Source organism: Amycolatopsis alba DSM 44262 (genome assembly GCF_000384215.1).
Lineage (GTDB): Bacteria > Actinomycetota > Actinomycetes > Mycobacteriales > Pseudonocardiaceae > Amycolatopsis > Amycolatopsis alba.
Genome location: NZ_KB913032.1, coordinates 4,269,031 through 4,284,279 on the forward strand (window position 1 = coordinate 4,269,031; position 15,249 = coordinate 4,284,279).

The 15,249-nt window shown below is 69.8% G+C and carries 15 protein-coding genes; 12 read left to right on the plus strand and 3 right to left on the minus strand.

Annotated features, from left to right (window positions below):
• Nucleotides 1–103: 103 nt before the first annotated feature.
• The 3 genes from AMYAL_RS0120390 to AMYAL_RS0120400 form a co-directional block, all read right to left on the minus strand.
• Nucleotides 104–1,006 carry an HAD family hydrolase gene (locus tag AMYAL_RS0120390; RefSeq protein ID WP_005151723.1) on the minus strand — a complete coding sequence of 301 codons (903 nt, stop codon included), beginning with the start codon at nucleotides 1,004–1,006 and terminating at the stop codon, nucleotides 104–106.
• Between the two features lie 97 nt (nucleotides 1,007–1,103).
• Nucleotides 1,104–2,192: a DUF5667 domain-containing protein gene (locus AMYAL_RS0120395; RefSeq protein ID WP_020633148.1), complete on the minus strand. Its 1,089-nt coding sequence runs from the start codon at nucleotides 2,190–2,192 to the stop codon at nucleotides 1,104–1,106.
• 110 nt (nucleotides 2,193–2,302) lie between these two features.
• Nucleotides 2,303–3,001 (minus strand): sigma-70 family RNA polymerase sigma factor, encoded by a 699-nt coding sequence (locus AMYAL_RS0120400; RefSeq protein WP_020633149.1) that lies wholly within the window; start codon nucleotides 2,999–3,001, stop codon nucleotides 2,303–2,305.
• A 292-nt stretch (nucleotides 3,002–3,293) separates the two neighbouring features.
• Between AMYAL_RS0120400 and AMYAL_RS0120405 the strand changes: the two genes are divergently transcribed.
• From AMYAL_RS0120405 to AMYAL_RS0120460, 12 genes are all read left to right on the plus strand, one after another.
• Nucleotides 3,294–4,778 carry an AMP-binding protein gene (locus AMYAL_RS0120405; protein ID WP_020633150.1) on the plus strand — a complete coding sequence of 495 codons (1,485 nt, stop codon included), beginning with the start codon at nucleotides 3,294–3,296 and terminating at the stop codon, nucleotides 4,776–4,778.
• Nucleotides 4,779–4,788: 10 nt separating this feature from the next.
• A complete protein-coding gene (locus tag AMYAL_RS0120410) occupies nucleotides 4,789–5,025 on the plus strand; it encodes a glutaredoxin family protein (protein WP_005151738.1) in 237 nt (78 codons plus the stop codon).
• A gap of 58 nt (nucleotides 5,026–5,083) precedes the next feature.
• Nucleotides 5,084–6,619, plus strand: coding sequence for a molybdopterin-dependent oxidoreductase (locus AMYAL_RS0120415; RefSeq protein ID WP_020633151.1), 1,536 nt, complete (start codon nucleotides 5,084–5,086; stop codon nucleotides 6,617–6,619).
• Nucleotides 6,620–7,535: 916 nt separating this feature from the next.
• Nucleotides 7,536–8,363, plus strand: a complete 828-nt coding sequence (locus tag AMYAL_RS0120420) for a redox-sensing transcriptional repressor Rex (RefSeq protein WP_026467278.1) — start codon at nucleotides 7,536–7,538, stop codon at nucleotides 8,361–8,363.
• Nucleotide 8,364: 1 nt separating this feature from the next.
• The gene (locus AMYAL_RS0120425) at nucleotides 8,365–9,669 is read left to right on the plus strand and encodes a glutamyl-tRNA reductase (RefSeq protein ID WP_020633153.1); all 1,305 of its coding nucleotides are present in this window, start codon (nucleotides 8,365–8,367) and stop codon (nucleotides 9,667–9,669) included.
• A gap of 7 nt (nucleotides 9,670–9,676) precedes the next feature.
• Nucleotides 9,677–10,624 (plus strand): hydroxymethylbilane synthase, encoded by a 948-nt coding sequence (gene hemC, locus AMYAL_RS0120430; protein ID WP_020633154.1) that lies wholly within the window; start codon nucleotides 9,677–9,679, stop codon nucleotides 10,622–10,624.
• Nucleotides 10,625–10,684: 60 nt separating this feature from the next.
• The gene (locus AMYAL_RS0120435; RefSeq protein WP_020633155.1) at nucleotides 10,685–12,217 is read left to right on the plus strand and encodes a bifunctional uroporphyrinogen-III C-methyltransferase/uroporphyrinogen-III synthase; all 1,533 of its coding nucleotides are present in this window, start codon (nucleotides 10,685–10,687) and stop codon (nucleotides 12,215–12,217) included.
• Between the two features lie 144 nt (nucleotides 12,218–12,361).
• Nucleotides 12,362–12,760 (plus strand): hypothetical protein, encoded by a 399-nt coding sequence (locus AMYAL_RS0120440; RefSeq protein ID WP_039795619.1) that lies wholly within the window; start codon nucleotides 12,362–12,364, stop codon nucleotides 12,758–12,760.
• Nucleotides 12,761–12,908: 148 nt separating this feature from the next.
• A complete protein-coding gene (gene hemB / locus AMYAL_RS0120445) occupies nucleotides 12,909–13,880 on the plus strand; it encodes a porphobilinogen synthase (protein WP_084702138.1) in 972 nt (323 codons plus the stop codon).
• Nucleotides 13,881–13,890: 10 nt separating this feature from the next.
• Complete coding sequence (locus AMYAL_RS0120450) at nucleotides 13,891–14,442, plus strand: hypothetical protein (protein WP_020633158.1); 552 nt, start codon at nucleotides 13,891–13,893, stop codon at nucleotides 14,440–14,442.
• Nucleotides 14,439–14,894 (plus strand): hypothetical protein, encoded by a 456-nt coding sequence (locus tag AMYAL_RS0120455; RefSeq protein ID WP_020633159.1) that lies wholly within the window; start codon nucleotides 14,439–14,441, stop codon nucleotides 14,892–14,894. Before AMYAL_RS0120450 ends, AMYAL_RS0120455 begins: the two co-directional genes overlap by 4 nt.
• Complete coding sequence (locus tag AMYAL_RS0120460) at nucleotides 14,872–15,246, plus strand: hypothetical protein (protein ID WP_020633160.1); 375 nt, start codon at nucleotides 14,872–14,874, stop codon at nucleotides 15,244–15,246. Before AMYAL_RS0120455 ends, AMYAL_RS0120460 begins: the two co-directional genes overlap by 23 nt.
• The last annotated feature ends 3 nt before the right edge of the window (nucleotides 15,247–15,249 follow it).

The following is a 15,249-nucleotide window of genomic DNA, read 5'->3' on the forward strand; positions in this document are numbered from 1 at the left end:
GTCACTCACGTGCTTGAAGCCGGAACTCGCGTGATTGGGGCCGGAACTCTCGAGTTCCGGCCCCAATCACGCGAGTTCCGGTCTGGATCACGCGTGTGACGGGTCAGCGGCGGCGGTAAGCCATTCCGGCCGCGACGGCACCGGCCACGGCACCGACGCCGAGCACCGAAGGCACGCCGATCTTCGCGGCCTTGCGTCCGGTCCGGAAGTCGCGGATCTCCCAGCCACGTGCCCGCGCGACGTCGCGAAGACCGCCGTCGGGGTTCACCGCGACCGCGGTCCCGACGACCGAAAGCATCGGGACGTCGTTCTGCGAGTCCGAATACGCCGTGCAGCGCTTGAGATTCAGTCCTTCGCGTGACGCGAGCGCGCGGACCGCGTGGGCTTTCGCGCGGCCGTGCAGCAGGTCGCCGACGAGACGGCCGGTGTAGACCCCGTCCTTGGTCTCCGCGACCGTGCCCAGCGCGCCGGTGAGGCCGAGGCGCCGCGAGATGATGGCCGCGAGTTCGATCGGGGTCGCGGTGACGAGCCAGACGCGCTGTCCGGCGTCGAGGTGCATCTGCGCGAGCGCCCGCGTGCCGGACCAGATCTTGTCCGCCATCAGCTCGTCGTAGATCTCTTCGCTGATGTCGGTCAGTTCCTGCACGGTGCGACCGGCCACAAAGGACAGTGCGCGTTCGCGGTGGGTTTTGATGTCTTCCTTGTTCTCCCGGCCGCCGAGCCGGAATTTCACCTGCTGCCAGACGAATCCGGCCAGATCGGCGGAGGTGAAGAACTTGCGCGCGGCCAGGCCGCGGGCGAAGTAGAAGATCGACGCGCCCATCATCATGGTGTTGTCGACGTCGAAGAACGCGGCCGCTGTCAGGTCCGGCGGTGCGGGCGGCGCGGGCGGTTCGAGGGCTTCGGCGGACGCGGTCGCCATGGCGGCCTCGGCCGAAGCCTCCCCCGCCAGCTCGGCCAGCCGTTCGAGCTCTTGACTCTTATCCTTGCCCCGCCAAACTGACACGCACACCGCCTCCGGAATCCCAGGTGCCTGGACACAGCGTAGCGAGCGGCCGACCACGCTGTCCTCGGGTGTGGCGCCTCCCTCACGTGACGCCGTGTCAGCCGATGGTTATCGGGGGTAATCCCGGAATGAGCGGCGGAATCGAAATCAGCGGCGGTTTGGGCGTGGTGGTCGTCGGCGGCACGGTCCTCGTCGTCGGGGCGGGCGTGGCCACGACGGGCGGCGGCGTTCCGCCCGCCGGCGGTACGAGCGGTCCGGTCGGGGTCGCGGTGTCCACGCCGGACGACGACGTCGGCGGCGCCGAGGTCGGTGACGGTGACCCGGTCGGCGCCGACGACGGCGGGACCGACGTGATCGGCGGCAGGACGGCGTCGGGGGAGTCGGGGTTGCGGACGCAGTCACCGGCGGCCGGGACCGCGCCCAGTTCGTCGGACGAGCCCGTGGTGATCGTGTAGCAGACCAGCCGTGAGCCGAGATCCGTCGTGCGCGCCTGGACCTTGTCGAGCAGGACGCGGGCCGCGGCGAACTTGTCACGCGCCTCGGCGGGCGCGTGCCCGGACTGGAGACCGAGCCGGTCGGACTGCTGCCGCGCCCAGGTGCGGAGCTCGGAGAGCCGCGTCTGGCCGCCCTGATCGGTGACGATCGCCGTCAGCTGTGAGACGCCGGCCCGCAGATCGGTCTCGAAATCGGCGAGGCCGGTGAAGTACGCGGAGGTGGACGCGTTCTGCCGGGTCAGTTCGTCGAGTTCGCCGACGCGGTTCGCGGCGAACTCCAGATGCTTCTTCGCCTTGTCCCGCTCGTCGAAGGTGAGCCCGAGCGCGGCCGATTCACCCGCCCGTTTGATGCCGTAGAGCGGGTCGCCCGGCAACGCGTCCTTGGACAGCAGCAGGGTGATGCCGCCCAGCGCGAGGACGAGCGCGACGGCGGCCGCGGCCAGGTTGGCGACGGCGTGACCACGACGCTTCGACGGGACTTCGTCTTCGGCGAGGCGTCCGGCGATCTCGTCGCGGATCCGCTGCCGGGTCTCCGCGTCGGGAGCGCCACCGGCGCCCAGTTCGCGCAAGCCACCGACGAGGGCCAGTTCGTGCGCGAACTCGTCGTCTTCCGGGGTGTCCGTGCCGTCGACAAGGTCTGCGAAGCGGTCACCGTCCGCCCGCTCACGCGCGAACCATCCCGGCACGCCCACGGCGAAGTCTCCATCTGATCAGCCCGGTCCTGACCACCGGTCTGGCAGTGAAAACGAGCGGAGACGCCCATGGGTTACGGCAAGGCCCGGTGACGACCAAATATGGAACTTTAACGCAGTCCCGTGGGCAGAAGTTGTGCCAAACGGCGTACCGCGCGGTGCTGAAGGGCCTTGATGGCGCCCTCGTTGCGCTTCATGATCGCGGCGGTCTCGGCGACCGAAAGTCCCTGCATGAACCGCAGCACGATGCACTCGCGCTGGTCTTCGCCGAGTTCGGCGACGCATCGCAGCAGTTCGGCGCGGGTGGCGCGGCTGATGGCCTGTTGTTCCGGCCCCGCGACGGCCTGCACGCCGACGTTCCCGATCGGTGCCCCGTTCGGCTCGGCGACCTCGTCCGTGACGACTTCGAGCCGGAACCGGCTCGACTTCACGTGGTCGAGGATGATGTTGCGCGCGATGGTGACGAACCAGGCGCCGACGTCACGTCCCTGGTAGCTCACCGAGGTGATGCGGCGCAGGGCGCGGAGGAAGGTCTCGCTGGTGACGTCCTCGGCGAGGTCCCGGTCGCCGAGACGGAACAGGACGTAGCGGTAGACGACGTCGACATAGCGGTCGTAGAGCCTGCCGAAGGCGGACGTGTCGCCGCCTTGCGCGGCGCTGACCAGCTCCCAGGCCTCGGCTTTCGCGGCTTCGGCGGCTGCGTCGTTCTCTTCGACCTTCGGCCGGGAGGATGGTGCCGCGGGGAAACCGCTCCGGCGGAGGATGTGGCCCGCCAGCATCGAGACGGGGTTCGGCGCGGGAAGAGTCACGCGGTACCTCCCGTTCCGGACAGGGAGGACCGGCCCGCATGTCCCACCGCCGCGTGGGCCTGCAAGATCTGCACGTCCGGACTCCCTTTCTCACCATCGAGTGATCAACACCACTCGACGACGCCCAGCAGCATACGTGTAGTTACCGCGAAGTAGGTAGCGGTGCCGGGGTTACGGAACTGCGACGAAAGCGAGTGACACCCATGACGGTGGCCGAGATGACAAACTGGCAACGCCGTTCACCGAGGGAAGAGGTTCGCAGTTGAGCGCGGAGCAGGTTGCCGATTCAAGTGTGCCCACCTTGCTCGTCGAGGCCGCCCGCCAGTGGCCCGGCAAGGCGGCCGTCCAGGAGACCGGTGGCGGGGTCGCGCTGACCTGGGCGGAACTCGACAACGTCGCCAACACGCTGGCGCGCGCCCTGCTCGACGCGGGAATCGAACGCGGCGACAGGGTGGCGTTGCGGCTGCCGACTTCGGCCGCTTTCGCCGTCTCGCTGTTCGGGGCGCTCCGGGCGGGCGCGGTGGTCGTCCCGATCTCGCCGCAGGCTCCGGTCGCGGAGCTGACCGGGCTGCTGGAGCACAGCGGCGCGCGGCTCGTCCTCGAACGCGAAGCGACCGAGGAACTCCCCGACGGAGTGACAAGCCTCTCACCGCCTGTTACCTCGGATGGAGCAGCCGAACCGGTCGACGCGGCAGGCTCCGGCGAGGACATAGCGGTCATCTCGTACACCTCCGGCACGACCGGCCCGCCGCGCGGCGTGATGCTGTCGCACCGGGCGCTCCTGGCGAACCTTGACCAGCTGAGCCGGATCGTCCCGACGCCGCTCGTGCACGGCGACCGCGTCCTCATCACCATCCCGTTGTTCCATGTCTACGGCCTGGGACCCGGCCTGCTGCAGACCACCTCGGTCGGCGCGACGGCGATCCTGTCGGAACGTTTCCTCGCCGAGCGGACCCTCGCCGACTGCACCGAGTACCGGGTGACCTCGATCGCCGGCGTGCCCGCGATGTACGCCGAATTCGCCGCGATGGACCCCGACGAGCTCGGACAGGGCCTTTCCACCGTCCGGCGGATGACCTCGGGCGCGGCGCCGCTGCACCCCAAGATCCTCACCGCGCTGCGCGGTGCCACCGGCCTGGACGTCTACGAGGGCTACGGCCTCACCGAATGCGCGCCCGTGGTCACCACGACCCTGGTCACCGGCTATCCGAAGCCGGGCTCGGTCGGGCGGCCGCTGCCCGGTGTCGAACTCCGGCTGGTCGACAGCGACGGCGACGCCGAGCCCGTCCCGCTGGACCCGGACGACCTGGGCGACGCCTTCGACGAGGACGGCGGCACCGGCCTGGTGTCGATCCGCGGCGCGAACCTGTTCTCCGGCTACTGGCCCGACGGCTCCCACGGTCCCGACGAGGAAGGCTGGTTCCGCACCGGCGACGTCGGCTACCTCGACACCGACGGTGACCTGCACCTGGTGGACCGCGCCAACGACCTGATCATCGTCAACGGCTTCAACGTTTTCCCGCACGAGGTCGAGAACGTGATCTCGATGCTGGACGAGGTCGCCGAAGCGGGTGTCGTCGGCGTCGTCGACGAGCGGACCGGTGAAGCGGTGAAGGCCGTCGTCGTCCCCGCGCCCGGAGCGTCGCTTTCGGAGCAGCAGGTCGTCGAGCACTGCGCGGAGCACCTGGCCGGGTACAAGGTGCCGCACACCGTCGAGTTCGCCGAGTCGCTGCCGCATTCGGCCACCGGGAAGCTCCGGCGTTTGCGTCTCAGGTAAGGATTGACGCATGGCGCACCACGTGACCGTCATGACCCGCACCGGCTGCCACCTGTGCGAGGTCGCGGAACAGGACATCGAACGGATCTGCGGCGAACTGGGGGTCGCCTGGTCGGCGCAGGACGTCGACAGCGACCCCGAATGGCGGGCCGAATACGGCGACCGCGTGCCGGTGATCCTGATCGACGACGCCGAGCACGGCTACTGGCGCGTCGAAGAGGACAGGCTCCGGAAAGCACTGGCGTAACACACTCGTAAGGGGCGATCGGCCGACCCGAAGCGGCATTCGCTCCGAAGATGGAGTCGTGGACGACGAACGCAGGCTCACCTTTCCGCAAGCCGCTCTGACCGGGCTCCTGTCACTCGCGGCCGCGCTCGGCGTCGGGCATCTCGTCGCGGGCTTCGTCGGGTACTCGGCGTCGCCGTTCGTCGCCGTCGCGAACTTCGTCATCGACCACAGCCCGCACGCCGTCGTGGCCTGGGCCGAGCGGACGCTGGAGACCTGGGACAAGCCGATCCTCAAGATCGGCCTGGCCGTGGTGCTGGTGCTGATCGCGCTGCTCGCCGGGCAGCTGTCGCGCAGCAAACCGCGCCCTGGCCAGGTGATCGTCGGCCTGCTCGGCGCGGCGGGCGTCGCCGCCGTCTACGTCCGCACCGACCTCGGCCAGATCGCGCTGCTGGCGCCGGTGGCCGCGACGGTCGCCGGTCTGGTCGTCTTCACCCGGCTGCACCTGTTCTTCCGCCCGCGAGTGTTCTTCGACGACCGCGAAGGCGAGGGGCCGGACCGGCGGAAGGTGCTGATCACCGGCGTCTCCGTCGCGGCGGGGGCAGGCGTCGCCGCGCTGACCGGCCAGATCGCCGGGACCAGGAAGAACGCCGAGGACTCGCGCGCCGCCGTCGGCAGGATCGTCGCGACGAGGACCGCGCCGCCGATCCCGCCCGACGCGGACTTCGTGAAGTTCGGCACCCCGCCGTATCTCACCCCATCGAAGGATTTCTATCGGATCGACACGGCCCTGGTGGTCCCGCAGGTCCGCACCGAGGACTGGAGTCTCCAGATCCGCGGGATGGTCGACCGCGAGGTCACCTACACGTATGACGACATCCGCTCGCGGCCGCTGATCGAACGCGACGTCACCCTGTGCTGCGTCTCCAACGAGGTCGGCGGCCCGTACATCTCCAACGCGCGCTGGCTCGGCATCGACCTGCGTGACCTGCTGAACGAAGCGGGCGTGAAACCCGGCGCCGAGCAGATGTTCGCGACCAGCGTCGACGGCTGGACCTGCGGAACCCCGGTCGACGCGGCCCTGGACCCGCGCCGCGGCGCGATGCTCGCGATCGGCATGGACGGCGAACCGCTCCCGATCGAGCACGGCTTCCCCGCTCGGATCGTGATCCCCGGCCTCTACGGCTACGTGTCCGCCACGAAATGGGTGACCGAACTGGAGATCACCACCTGGGAGGAGCGCCAGGCGTACTGGCTCGACCGCGGCTGGGGCCGCGAGGGACCGGTGAAGACGCAGTCGCGGATCGACGCGCCCGGTTCGGCGGTGAACGCGGGCAAGGTCGTCGTGTCCGGGACCGCCTGGGCGCAGCACACCGGCGTCGCGAAGGTCGAGGTCCGCGTCGACGAGGGGAAGTGGCAGGAGACCGTCCTGTCCGCCGAGACGTCCAAGGACACCTGGCGGATGTGGTGGACCGAGGTCGACGTCGCCGCTGGTCAGCATCAGATCGCCGTCCGGGCGACGGACCAGTCCGGCTACACGCAGACTCAAGAACGCGCCGGTACCGTGCCCGACGGCGCCACCGGATGGCACACGGTGACGGTCAACGCGCGTTAGCGCCTCGGTCACCGTGATCGTGAGTGGTAAGTGTCGTTAGAGCGGACCAGCATTTACCTACCCACGTCTGACCTGAGCGAAGGTGGCGGTTTCGCGGCTGTCGGGCGGGTCGCCCGGTCTTGAATCTTGATCGACGGAAGATCCGGGACACTCACCGTCCCCAGTTCTCCGTCGTTCAAGGTCGTACCGGTCACGACCGGTGGCAGATACGCGACGGGGGAAGCTTCCGGACGTACAACGTCCCGAATCCCTCATCACCGAGACCGAGCGTGGAGGATTTGGGACGTTCAACGTCCCAAATCCTCCACACTCGACCGCCAGTCGCACCAGTGGGTAGGCAAATACGGGTCCGTCAGAACGACAATTACCACTCACGACCCACGCCCGACCTGCGCGTGAGTGGTGGCGGGGTCGCGCCAGTCCGGCAGCCGGGGTGTTCAGAGGGCTCACTGCGGCGTGTCGCGAAAGCCACTTTCAGGACGTCTGGTGTCCCGAAAGTGGCTTTCGCGACGCTCGATGCCGCCGAGACCGCCGGGGCGGGGTGCTCGTGTTGTGAAAGCCACTTTCGCAACCTTCAACGTTGCGAAAGTGGCTTTCGCAACCTGCGCCGCGCTGATCGAGGCCGTCCACGTCCAGTGTCAGACGACGTGCGGACCCAGTAGACAGGGAGATACGAGTCCGCTGGAACGACACTTACCACTCACGACCCACGCGCCCGGACGACCGAGGCGGGCCTTACGCGACCTTGACCACAGCACCTACCAGTGACTTTGTGCCTGCGTTCACAAGTGGCTACCGTAGATACGTCGCCACCGGAAGCGCCCGGCATCGAACCGGACTCAGCGCCGCGGGTCAAGAGCCGATTTCCAGGTTCGGGCGAATCATGTCGTCAGCAGGACCAGAGGAGCGGACAAGCGTGGTGTCGCAACGAGGCCGGCGCGCACGGGTGACACCGGACGCCGACAACGCGCCCACCGCGGAGATGCCTGCCGTCGCGGCCACCGCCGAACCCGAAGCGGTCCGCGCGAAGTCGATCCCCGAGGCCGCCGTCGCCCGCCTCGCCGTCTACCTCCGGGTCCTCTCCGGACTGGCCGAGCAGGGCGCGACGACGATCTCCAGCGAGGAACTCTCGCAGGCCGCGGGCGTCAACTCCGCGAAACTGCGCAAGGACCTGTCCTACCTGGGCTCCTACGGCACCCGCGGCGTCGGCTACGACGTCCAGGTCCTGGTCAGCCAGATCGAACGGATCCTCGGCCTGACCCGCAAGCACAAGGTCGCCGTGGTCGGGATCGGCAACCTCGGGCACGCGCTGGCCAACTACGGCGGGTTCCCCGGCCGCGGCTTCCCGGTCGAGGCGCTGTTCGACCTCGACCCGGATCTGGTCGGTGTCCCGGTCGGCGGTCTCCTGGTCTCGCATCTCGACGAGATCCCCAAAGTCTGCGCCGAACGGCAGATCTCCATCGGCGTCATCGCCACTCCGCCCACCGCCGCGCAGTCGGTCTGCGACCGGCTTGTCGCAGGTGGCGTGCAGTGCATCCTGAATTTCGCCCCGGTGGTGCTGCAGGTTCCGGCACATATCGAGGTTCGCAAGGTCGATCTCGCGGTCGAGCTGCAGATCCTGTCGTTCCACGTCGCTCGTCGTGCGGATCTGGCCGCTAACGGCAACGGCGGAGGAGACGGTGGCCCAGGGGGCGCCGAGAATGGCAGCGTGAACGGCCACGGCAACGGAATGGTGGTGCGCTGAAATGAGCGTGTTGGCGGTCGGGCTCTCGCACCGCAGTGCCGAGCTGAACACCCTGGAACGCGTCGCGGTCCCCGCGACCGAGGTGACCAAGGTGCTCCACGAACTGCAGCAGGCCGAGCACGTCAGCGAGGCGATCCTCGTCTCGACCTGCAACCGCATCGAGGTCTACGCGGTCGTCGAGACCTTCCACGGCGGTTTGAACGACGTCTCCGACGTGCTCGCCCGCCAGGCCGGGATGCAGCCCGCGGACCTCTACGACTCGCTGTACGTGCACTACGCGGGCGCCGCGATCGAGCATCTGTTCTCGGTCACCTCCGGGCTGGACTCGATGGTCGTCGGCGAGACGCAGATCCTCGGCCAGATCCGGTCCTCCTACGCCACCGCGCGCGAGGCGGGCACTGTCGGCCGCACGCTGCACGAGCTGATCCAGACCACGCTCCGCGTCGGCAAGCGCGTCCACAGCGAGACCGGGCTGGACAAGCTCGGCGCGTCGGTCGTCTCTGAGGCGCTCGCCGCGGCCGGGGACATCGCCGGCCAGCACGCGCTGATCGTCGGCGCCGGTTCGATGGGCGCGCTCACCGCCTCCCACCTGCGCAAATCCGGGATCGGCGAGATCACCATCGCCAACCGCACCGAGGCAAGGGCCGCCCGTCTCGCCGCCGCGAGCGTCGAGCAGGGCGTGCCCGCGAAGGCCGTCCCGATGAGCGGGATCGCGGCCGCCGTCGCCGAGGCGGACGTCGTCGTCTGCTGCACCGGCGCGAACGCCGCGGTGTTCACCACCGAGCACGTCCCGGCCCGCGCCGGGCGCCCGCTGGTCGTCTGCGACCTCGGCCTCCCGCGCGACGTCGAGCACGAGGTCGCCGAGCTGGCCGACGTGACCGTGGTCGACCTCGAAACCATCCAGCGCCGCATGCGCGAAGCGGGCACCCCGACCACCGAACGCCAGACCGCGAAGGCCACCGGCATCGTGCTCGACGAGGTGCGCGAGTACCTCGCCGGACAGCGCAGCGCCGAGGTCACCCCGACGGTCACGGCGCTGCGCCGCCGGGCGGCCGAGGTGGTCGACGCCGAACTGCTGCGCCTGGACAATCGCCTGCCGGACCTCGAAGCCGGGGTCCGCGAGGAGGTCGGCCGCACGGTCCGCCGCGTGGTCGACAAGCTGCTGCACGCGCCGACGGTGCGGGTCAAGCAGCTGGCCGCCGAGACGGCCGACACCGATTACGCCAACGCGCTGCGCGAGCTGTTCTGCCTCGACCCGCAGGCGCCCGCCGCCGTGGCGAGTCCCACCGCTACGAAAGACGAGTGATCATCCAGTGAGCAGAGTCATCCGCATCGGGACGCGCGGCAGCAAACTCGCCCTCGCGCAGACCGGCACCATCGCCGACGCCCTGCGCGCCACCGGGGCCGAGGTCGAGCTCGTCACCGTCACGACCCCTGGCGACAGGTCGTCCGCGCCGATTCCCACGATCGGGGTCGGCGTGTTCACTTCCGCGCTGCGCGAAGCCTTGCTGCGCGAAGAAGTCGACGTCATCGTGCACTCCTACAAGGACCTGCCGACGAAGCCGGAGCCGGGCATCACGCTCGCCGCCGTGCCGTCCCGCGAGGACCCGCGTGACGCGCTGATCGCCCGTGACGGGCTGACCTTGGGTGAGCTTCCGCCCGGTTCGACCGTCGGCACCGGCTCGCCGCGGCGCACCGCGCAGCTGCGCTCGCTCGGTCTCGGTTTGGAAATCGTGCCGATCCGAGGCAATATCGACACCCGCATGCGCAAGGTGACCGACGGAGAGCTCGACGCCGTCGTCCTGGCGCGTGCCGGACTGGCCAGGATCGGCCGGGCGGAGGAGATCACCGAGACCCTCGACCCGATCCAGATGCTGCCCGCGCCCGCTCAGGGTGCGCTGGCGGTGGAGTGCCGGACCGGTGACGTGGACATCGAGCACCTGCTCGGGTCCACAGTGGACGATGAAGGCACCCGTGCCGTGGCGACCGCCGAGCGGGCGTTGCTCGCGGCGCTGGAAGCCGGGTGCAGCGCACCGGTCGGAGCGCTGGCGGAGATCGTCGAGGACCTGGACGCCGAAGGGCGGGTCGTCGAGCGGATCTCGTTGCGCGGCACCGCCGCCGTCGAAGGAGACGGGGACGCGGTCGACATGGTGCGCGCTTCCGCGCTCGCCGACATCCGTGATGCAGAACAGCTCGGCCGGACACTGGCCGCCGAGCTGCTCGACCTGGGGGCGGGCGCGCTGTCCGGCCCCGCCCAGTGAGTCAGAACGTTGAAGGTAGGGCCGCGCTCGACTGCGGCCGCTCAAGAGGAGAACGCACAGATGACCCCCGCGCGTAAGACCACCGGGCGTGTCGCCTTCGTGGGCTCGGGCCCCGGTGACGCCGGTCTGCTGACCGTCCGCGCTCAGGAGCTGCTCGCCAAGGCCGAGGTCGTGGTGACCGACCCGGACGTCCCTTCGGGCGTCCTGGCCTTCACCGCCGAGGGCGCCGAAGTGCGCCCCGCCGTCGGCGAGGCCACCGAGGTCGCCAAGGACCTGGTGAACGAGGCCAAGGCAGGACGGCTCGTGCTCCGGCTGATCGCCGGTGACCCGCTGACCCAGCCCGCCGTCGTCGCCGAGGTGCAGGCCGTTTCCCGGACCAGCGCCGTGTTCGACATCATCCCCGGCGTCTCGCCCGGCGCGGCCGTCCCGGCGTACGCCGGTGTCGCGCTCGGCGGCACGCACACCGAGGTCGACGTCCGCGGCGACGTGGAGTGGGCCGCACTGGCCGCCACCCCCGGCCCGATCGTGCTGCACGCGACGTCGGCGCACCTCGCCGAAGCCGCGTCCGCGCTGACCGAGCACGGGCTGGCGCCGACCACCCCGGTCGCGGTGACCTCCAACGGCACCATCAACACCCAGCGCACCCTGGACACCACGCTGGCCACCGTCGCGAACGAAGCGGGCGAGCTCGTCGGCCCGCTCATCGTGACCATCGGCCAGGCCGTCGGCCAGCGCTCGAAGCTGTCGTGGTGGGAGTCGCGCGCGCTGTACGGCTGGAAGGTCCTGGTGCCGCGCACCAAGGAGCAGGCCGGTGAGATGGCGGAGCGGCTTCGCGGCCACGGCGCCACCTCGCACGAGGTCCCGACCATCTCGGTCGAGCCGCCGCGCAGCCCCGCCCAGATGGAGCGCTCGGTCAAGGGCCTCGTCGACGGCCGCTACCAGTGGATCGTCTTCACCTCGACCAACGCCGTCCGCGCGGTGTGGGAGAAGTTCGAGGAGTTCGGCCTGGACGCCCGCGCGTTCTCCGGCGTGAAGATCGCCTGCGTCGGCGAATCGACCGCCGCGAAGGTGCGCTCGTTCGGCATCATCCCCGAGCTGATCCCGGAAGGTGAGCAGTCCTCGGAAGGTCTCCTCGCCGAGTTCCCGCCGTACGACGACGTCCTCGACCCGGTCGACCGCGTGCTGCTGCCGCGGGCGGACATCGCCACCGAAACCCTGTCGGCAGGCCTGCGTGAACGCGGCTGGGAGATCGACGACGTGACGGCGTACCGCACCGTGCGGGCCGCGCCGCCGCCGGCCGAGACCCGCGAGATGATCAAGACCGGCGGTTTCGACGCGGTCTGCTTCACCTCGTCCTCGACCGTGCGGAACCTCGTCGGCATCGCCGGCAAGCCGCACACCCGCACGCTGGTCGCGTGCATCGGCCCGAAGACCGCGGAAACCGCCGTGGAGTTCGGGCTGCGGGTCGACGTCCAGCCCGAAAAGGCCGACGTCCCGCACCTGGTCGACGCGCTCGCCGAGCACGCCGCCCGGCTCCGCGCCGAAGGTGCGCTTCCGCCGCCGCGCAAGGCGAAGCGGGCCCGGCGCTCCTGACGATTCGCAGACCGGGAACGCCCCCTCATTCCGCATTTCCCGCGGAGTGAGGGGGCGTTTTCAATCCCCGGTGAAACCGCGGTGGGCGGGTGGCGGCGAACGCTAGCGTCGATGGTCCACCGGAAAACTCACTGGGGAGTGATCATGAAATCTCTGGCCCATGCTGCCAGGATCGGTACCGCCGCCGGCGTTTTCGCACTCGGTTTCGCCGCTCTCGCGGGGACCGCCGGCGCGGCGCCGTTGCCCACGCCGTTCCAGGTCTGCAGTCCGCTCGGATGTGCCGTGCAGAGCGTGCAGGGCACCGTCGAGAGGACCGGAGGCCTGACCCGGATCATCGCCACCGTCACCGACAGTTCCACGACGTCGTCCCTTTCCGCGCGGTTCGTCCTGAGCGGGCCGCAGTCCCTGGCGCAGCTGGTCGACGCCGACAACGAGTCGAAGCGGCAGGTGATCACGGCGCCGGACGCCTTCACCGAACTGATCGTGAGCGCCTGCGCCGTCGGTCCCACGCCTGGGTGCAACACGGTGACAGTGCCGCTGTAGCTCCTCGTGCCGGTGAGCGTGTCCCGAGCGCCACGCTTGGGACGCTCACCGTCTCGAACGTGGCGCTCGGGACGTACTGCCCTCGCCGACGAGGCCGTTCGCCGCGCCTGCGACCGCCTCTCGATCGGGCCGGAGTACCGTCGTAAGGGTGTTTCCTGAGCATCGTCCCCGCAGGCTCCGTACCACTCCGGCCATGCGCAGGCTGGTTGGTGAGACGACGCTGCGCCCGCGCCAGCTGATCCTCCCGATGTTCGTGGCCGAGGGCATCGACGCGCCCCGCCCGATCTCCAGCATGCCCGGTGTCGTCCAGCACACCCGTGACACGCTGCGCAAAGCCGCCGTCGACGCGGCCAACGCCGGTGTCGGCGGCCTGATGCTGTTCGGCATCCCGGAGACGCGGGACGCGGAGGGTTCCGGCGCGATCGACCCCGACGGCATCCTCAACGTCGCCCTGCGCGACCTGAGGTCCGAGCTCGGCGACGCGACGGTCCTGATGGCGGACACGTGCCTCGACGAGTTCACCGACCACGGTCACTGCGGCGTCCTCGACGCCGATGGCGGTGTCGACAACGACGCGACCCTGCGCCTGTACGCGGAAATGGGTCTCGCGCAGGCGGAAGCCGGGGCGCATCTGCTCGGGCCCAGCGGCATGATGGACGGCCAGGTCGGCGTCATCCGCGCCGCGCTCGACCGCGCCGGGCGCACCGACACCGGGATCCTCGCGTACTCGGCGAAGTTCGCCAGCGCGTTCTACGGCCCCTTCCGTGAGGCCGTCGACTCGCAGCTGAAGGGCGACCGTAAGACGTACCAGCAGGACCCTGGCAACGTGCGCGAAGCGTTGCGGGAGATCGAGCTGGACATCGCCGAGGGCGCCGACATGGTCATGGTCAAGCCCGCGCTGTCCTATCTGGACGTCATCAGGGCCGCCGCCGAAGCCTCGCCGGTTCCCGTGGCGGCGTACAACATCTCGGGTGAGTACGCGATGGTCGAAGCCGCCGCCGCGAACGGCTGGCTCGACCGCGAGCGCACGATCCTCGAGGTGCTGACGTCGATCCGCCGCGCCGGCGCGGACATGATCCTCACCTACTGGGCCGCCGAAGCCGCTGCTTGCCTGGACTAGGCTGCCTCGCGTGAGCGACAGCAAAACGGGCGAAACGGACGACGAGCGCCGCAAGCGGGGCCGCGCGCCCGACCCGATCCTCCCTGGCATGGTGCCGCCGAAGATCACGGCGCCGAAGCCGGTCGCCATCTCGTTCTGGCTGTGGATCCTGGCCGGGGTCGTCCTGGTCGCCGGCCAGATCGCCCTGCTGGTGCTGAAACAGGAACTGATCGACGGGATCCTCAAGAATCTCAAGGAGCACCCGGTCGACGGCCAGCCCGCGGATCCGGCGCTGGTCGCGTCCGGCGTGACCACCTTGCTGTGGATGCTGTTCGGCGGCGCGATCACCTTCGCCGTCCTGTTCGCGCTGTTCGCGTACAAGGCCCGTGAGGGAACGCGTTCGGCCAGGACGGTCCTCACCGTGGGGGCGGTGTTCCTGGTGCTGGTGGAACTGCTGGTCCTCGGCGGCTCGCTCAACGTCTTCCTGCTGGTGGCCACCCTGCTGGTGGCGATCGCGCTGATCCTGATGTACCTGCCCAGCGTCTCCGACTACTTCCCGAAGGTCGGGCGCAACCTGCCATGACGCCCGAGCCGGCTCTGTACAGCGAACCCGGCGTCGGCTGGACAGCGTTGCTGTGGGCGCCGCTGTTCGCGCTCGCCGGTCTGCTCGCCGAGCTGGCGACCGGCGGTCCGGTCCACTGGCTCGCCTGGATCCTGGTCGCGGTGGGACTGGTGGCGATCACCGTGCCGTGGGTGTACGCCCGCCGTCGGTACCTCTCGCTCGAAGTCACCGCCGACGGCTACCGGCAGGGCCGCGAAACCCTGGAGGCGGCGCGGCTCTCCGAGGTTCTCGGGGAGGACGAAGCCCCGGTCGGATCGCGGGTCCTCGGCGGTGGCTGGACGATCCCCAAGAAGCACGGCGAAGTCGGGTTGAAGCTCGACGACGGCGTTTTCGTGCGCGCCTGGGCCAAGGATCCGGACGCCCTCCGCGAGGCTCTCGAGGATTTGGTGCGTGCTCGCACCACAGAGTCATGAGAAACTGCTCACCGTGATCGACCTTCCCCAGCCGACCGGCGCCGATCTGTGGCCACCGGAGGACACCCGGCGAGAAGCCCGGCTGCACAAACCCCTGCGCGCTCTGGTGGGGGCTGTCGAGGTGATCCTCGCCGCGCTCGCGGTGTGGGGCGCCTTCGCGTGCTGGAAGGCCGGTGTCGTCCCGGTCGTGATCACCTACAGCGAAACGACGACGCTGGAATCGCAGCGTTACTTCGGTGGTCCGCTCGCCGGTGCGATCGGGCTGGTCGTGCTGGCCGCGATCCTGCTGGTGGACGCGATCCGCCAGTTCCTGCTCGCCGTCCGGGCCAAGGGCCGCAAGCCCAAGGACTAGCCC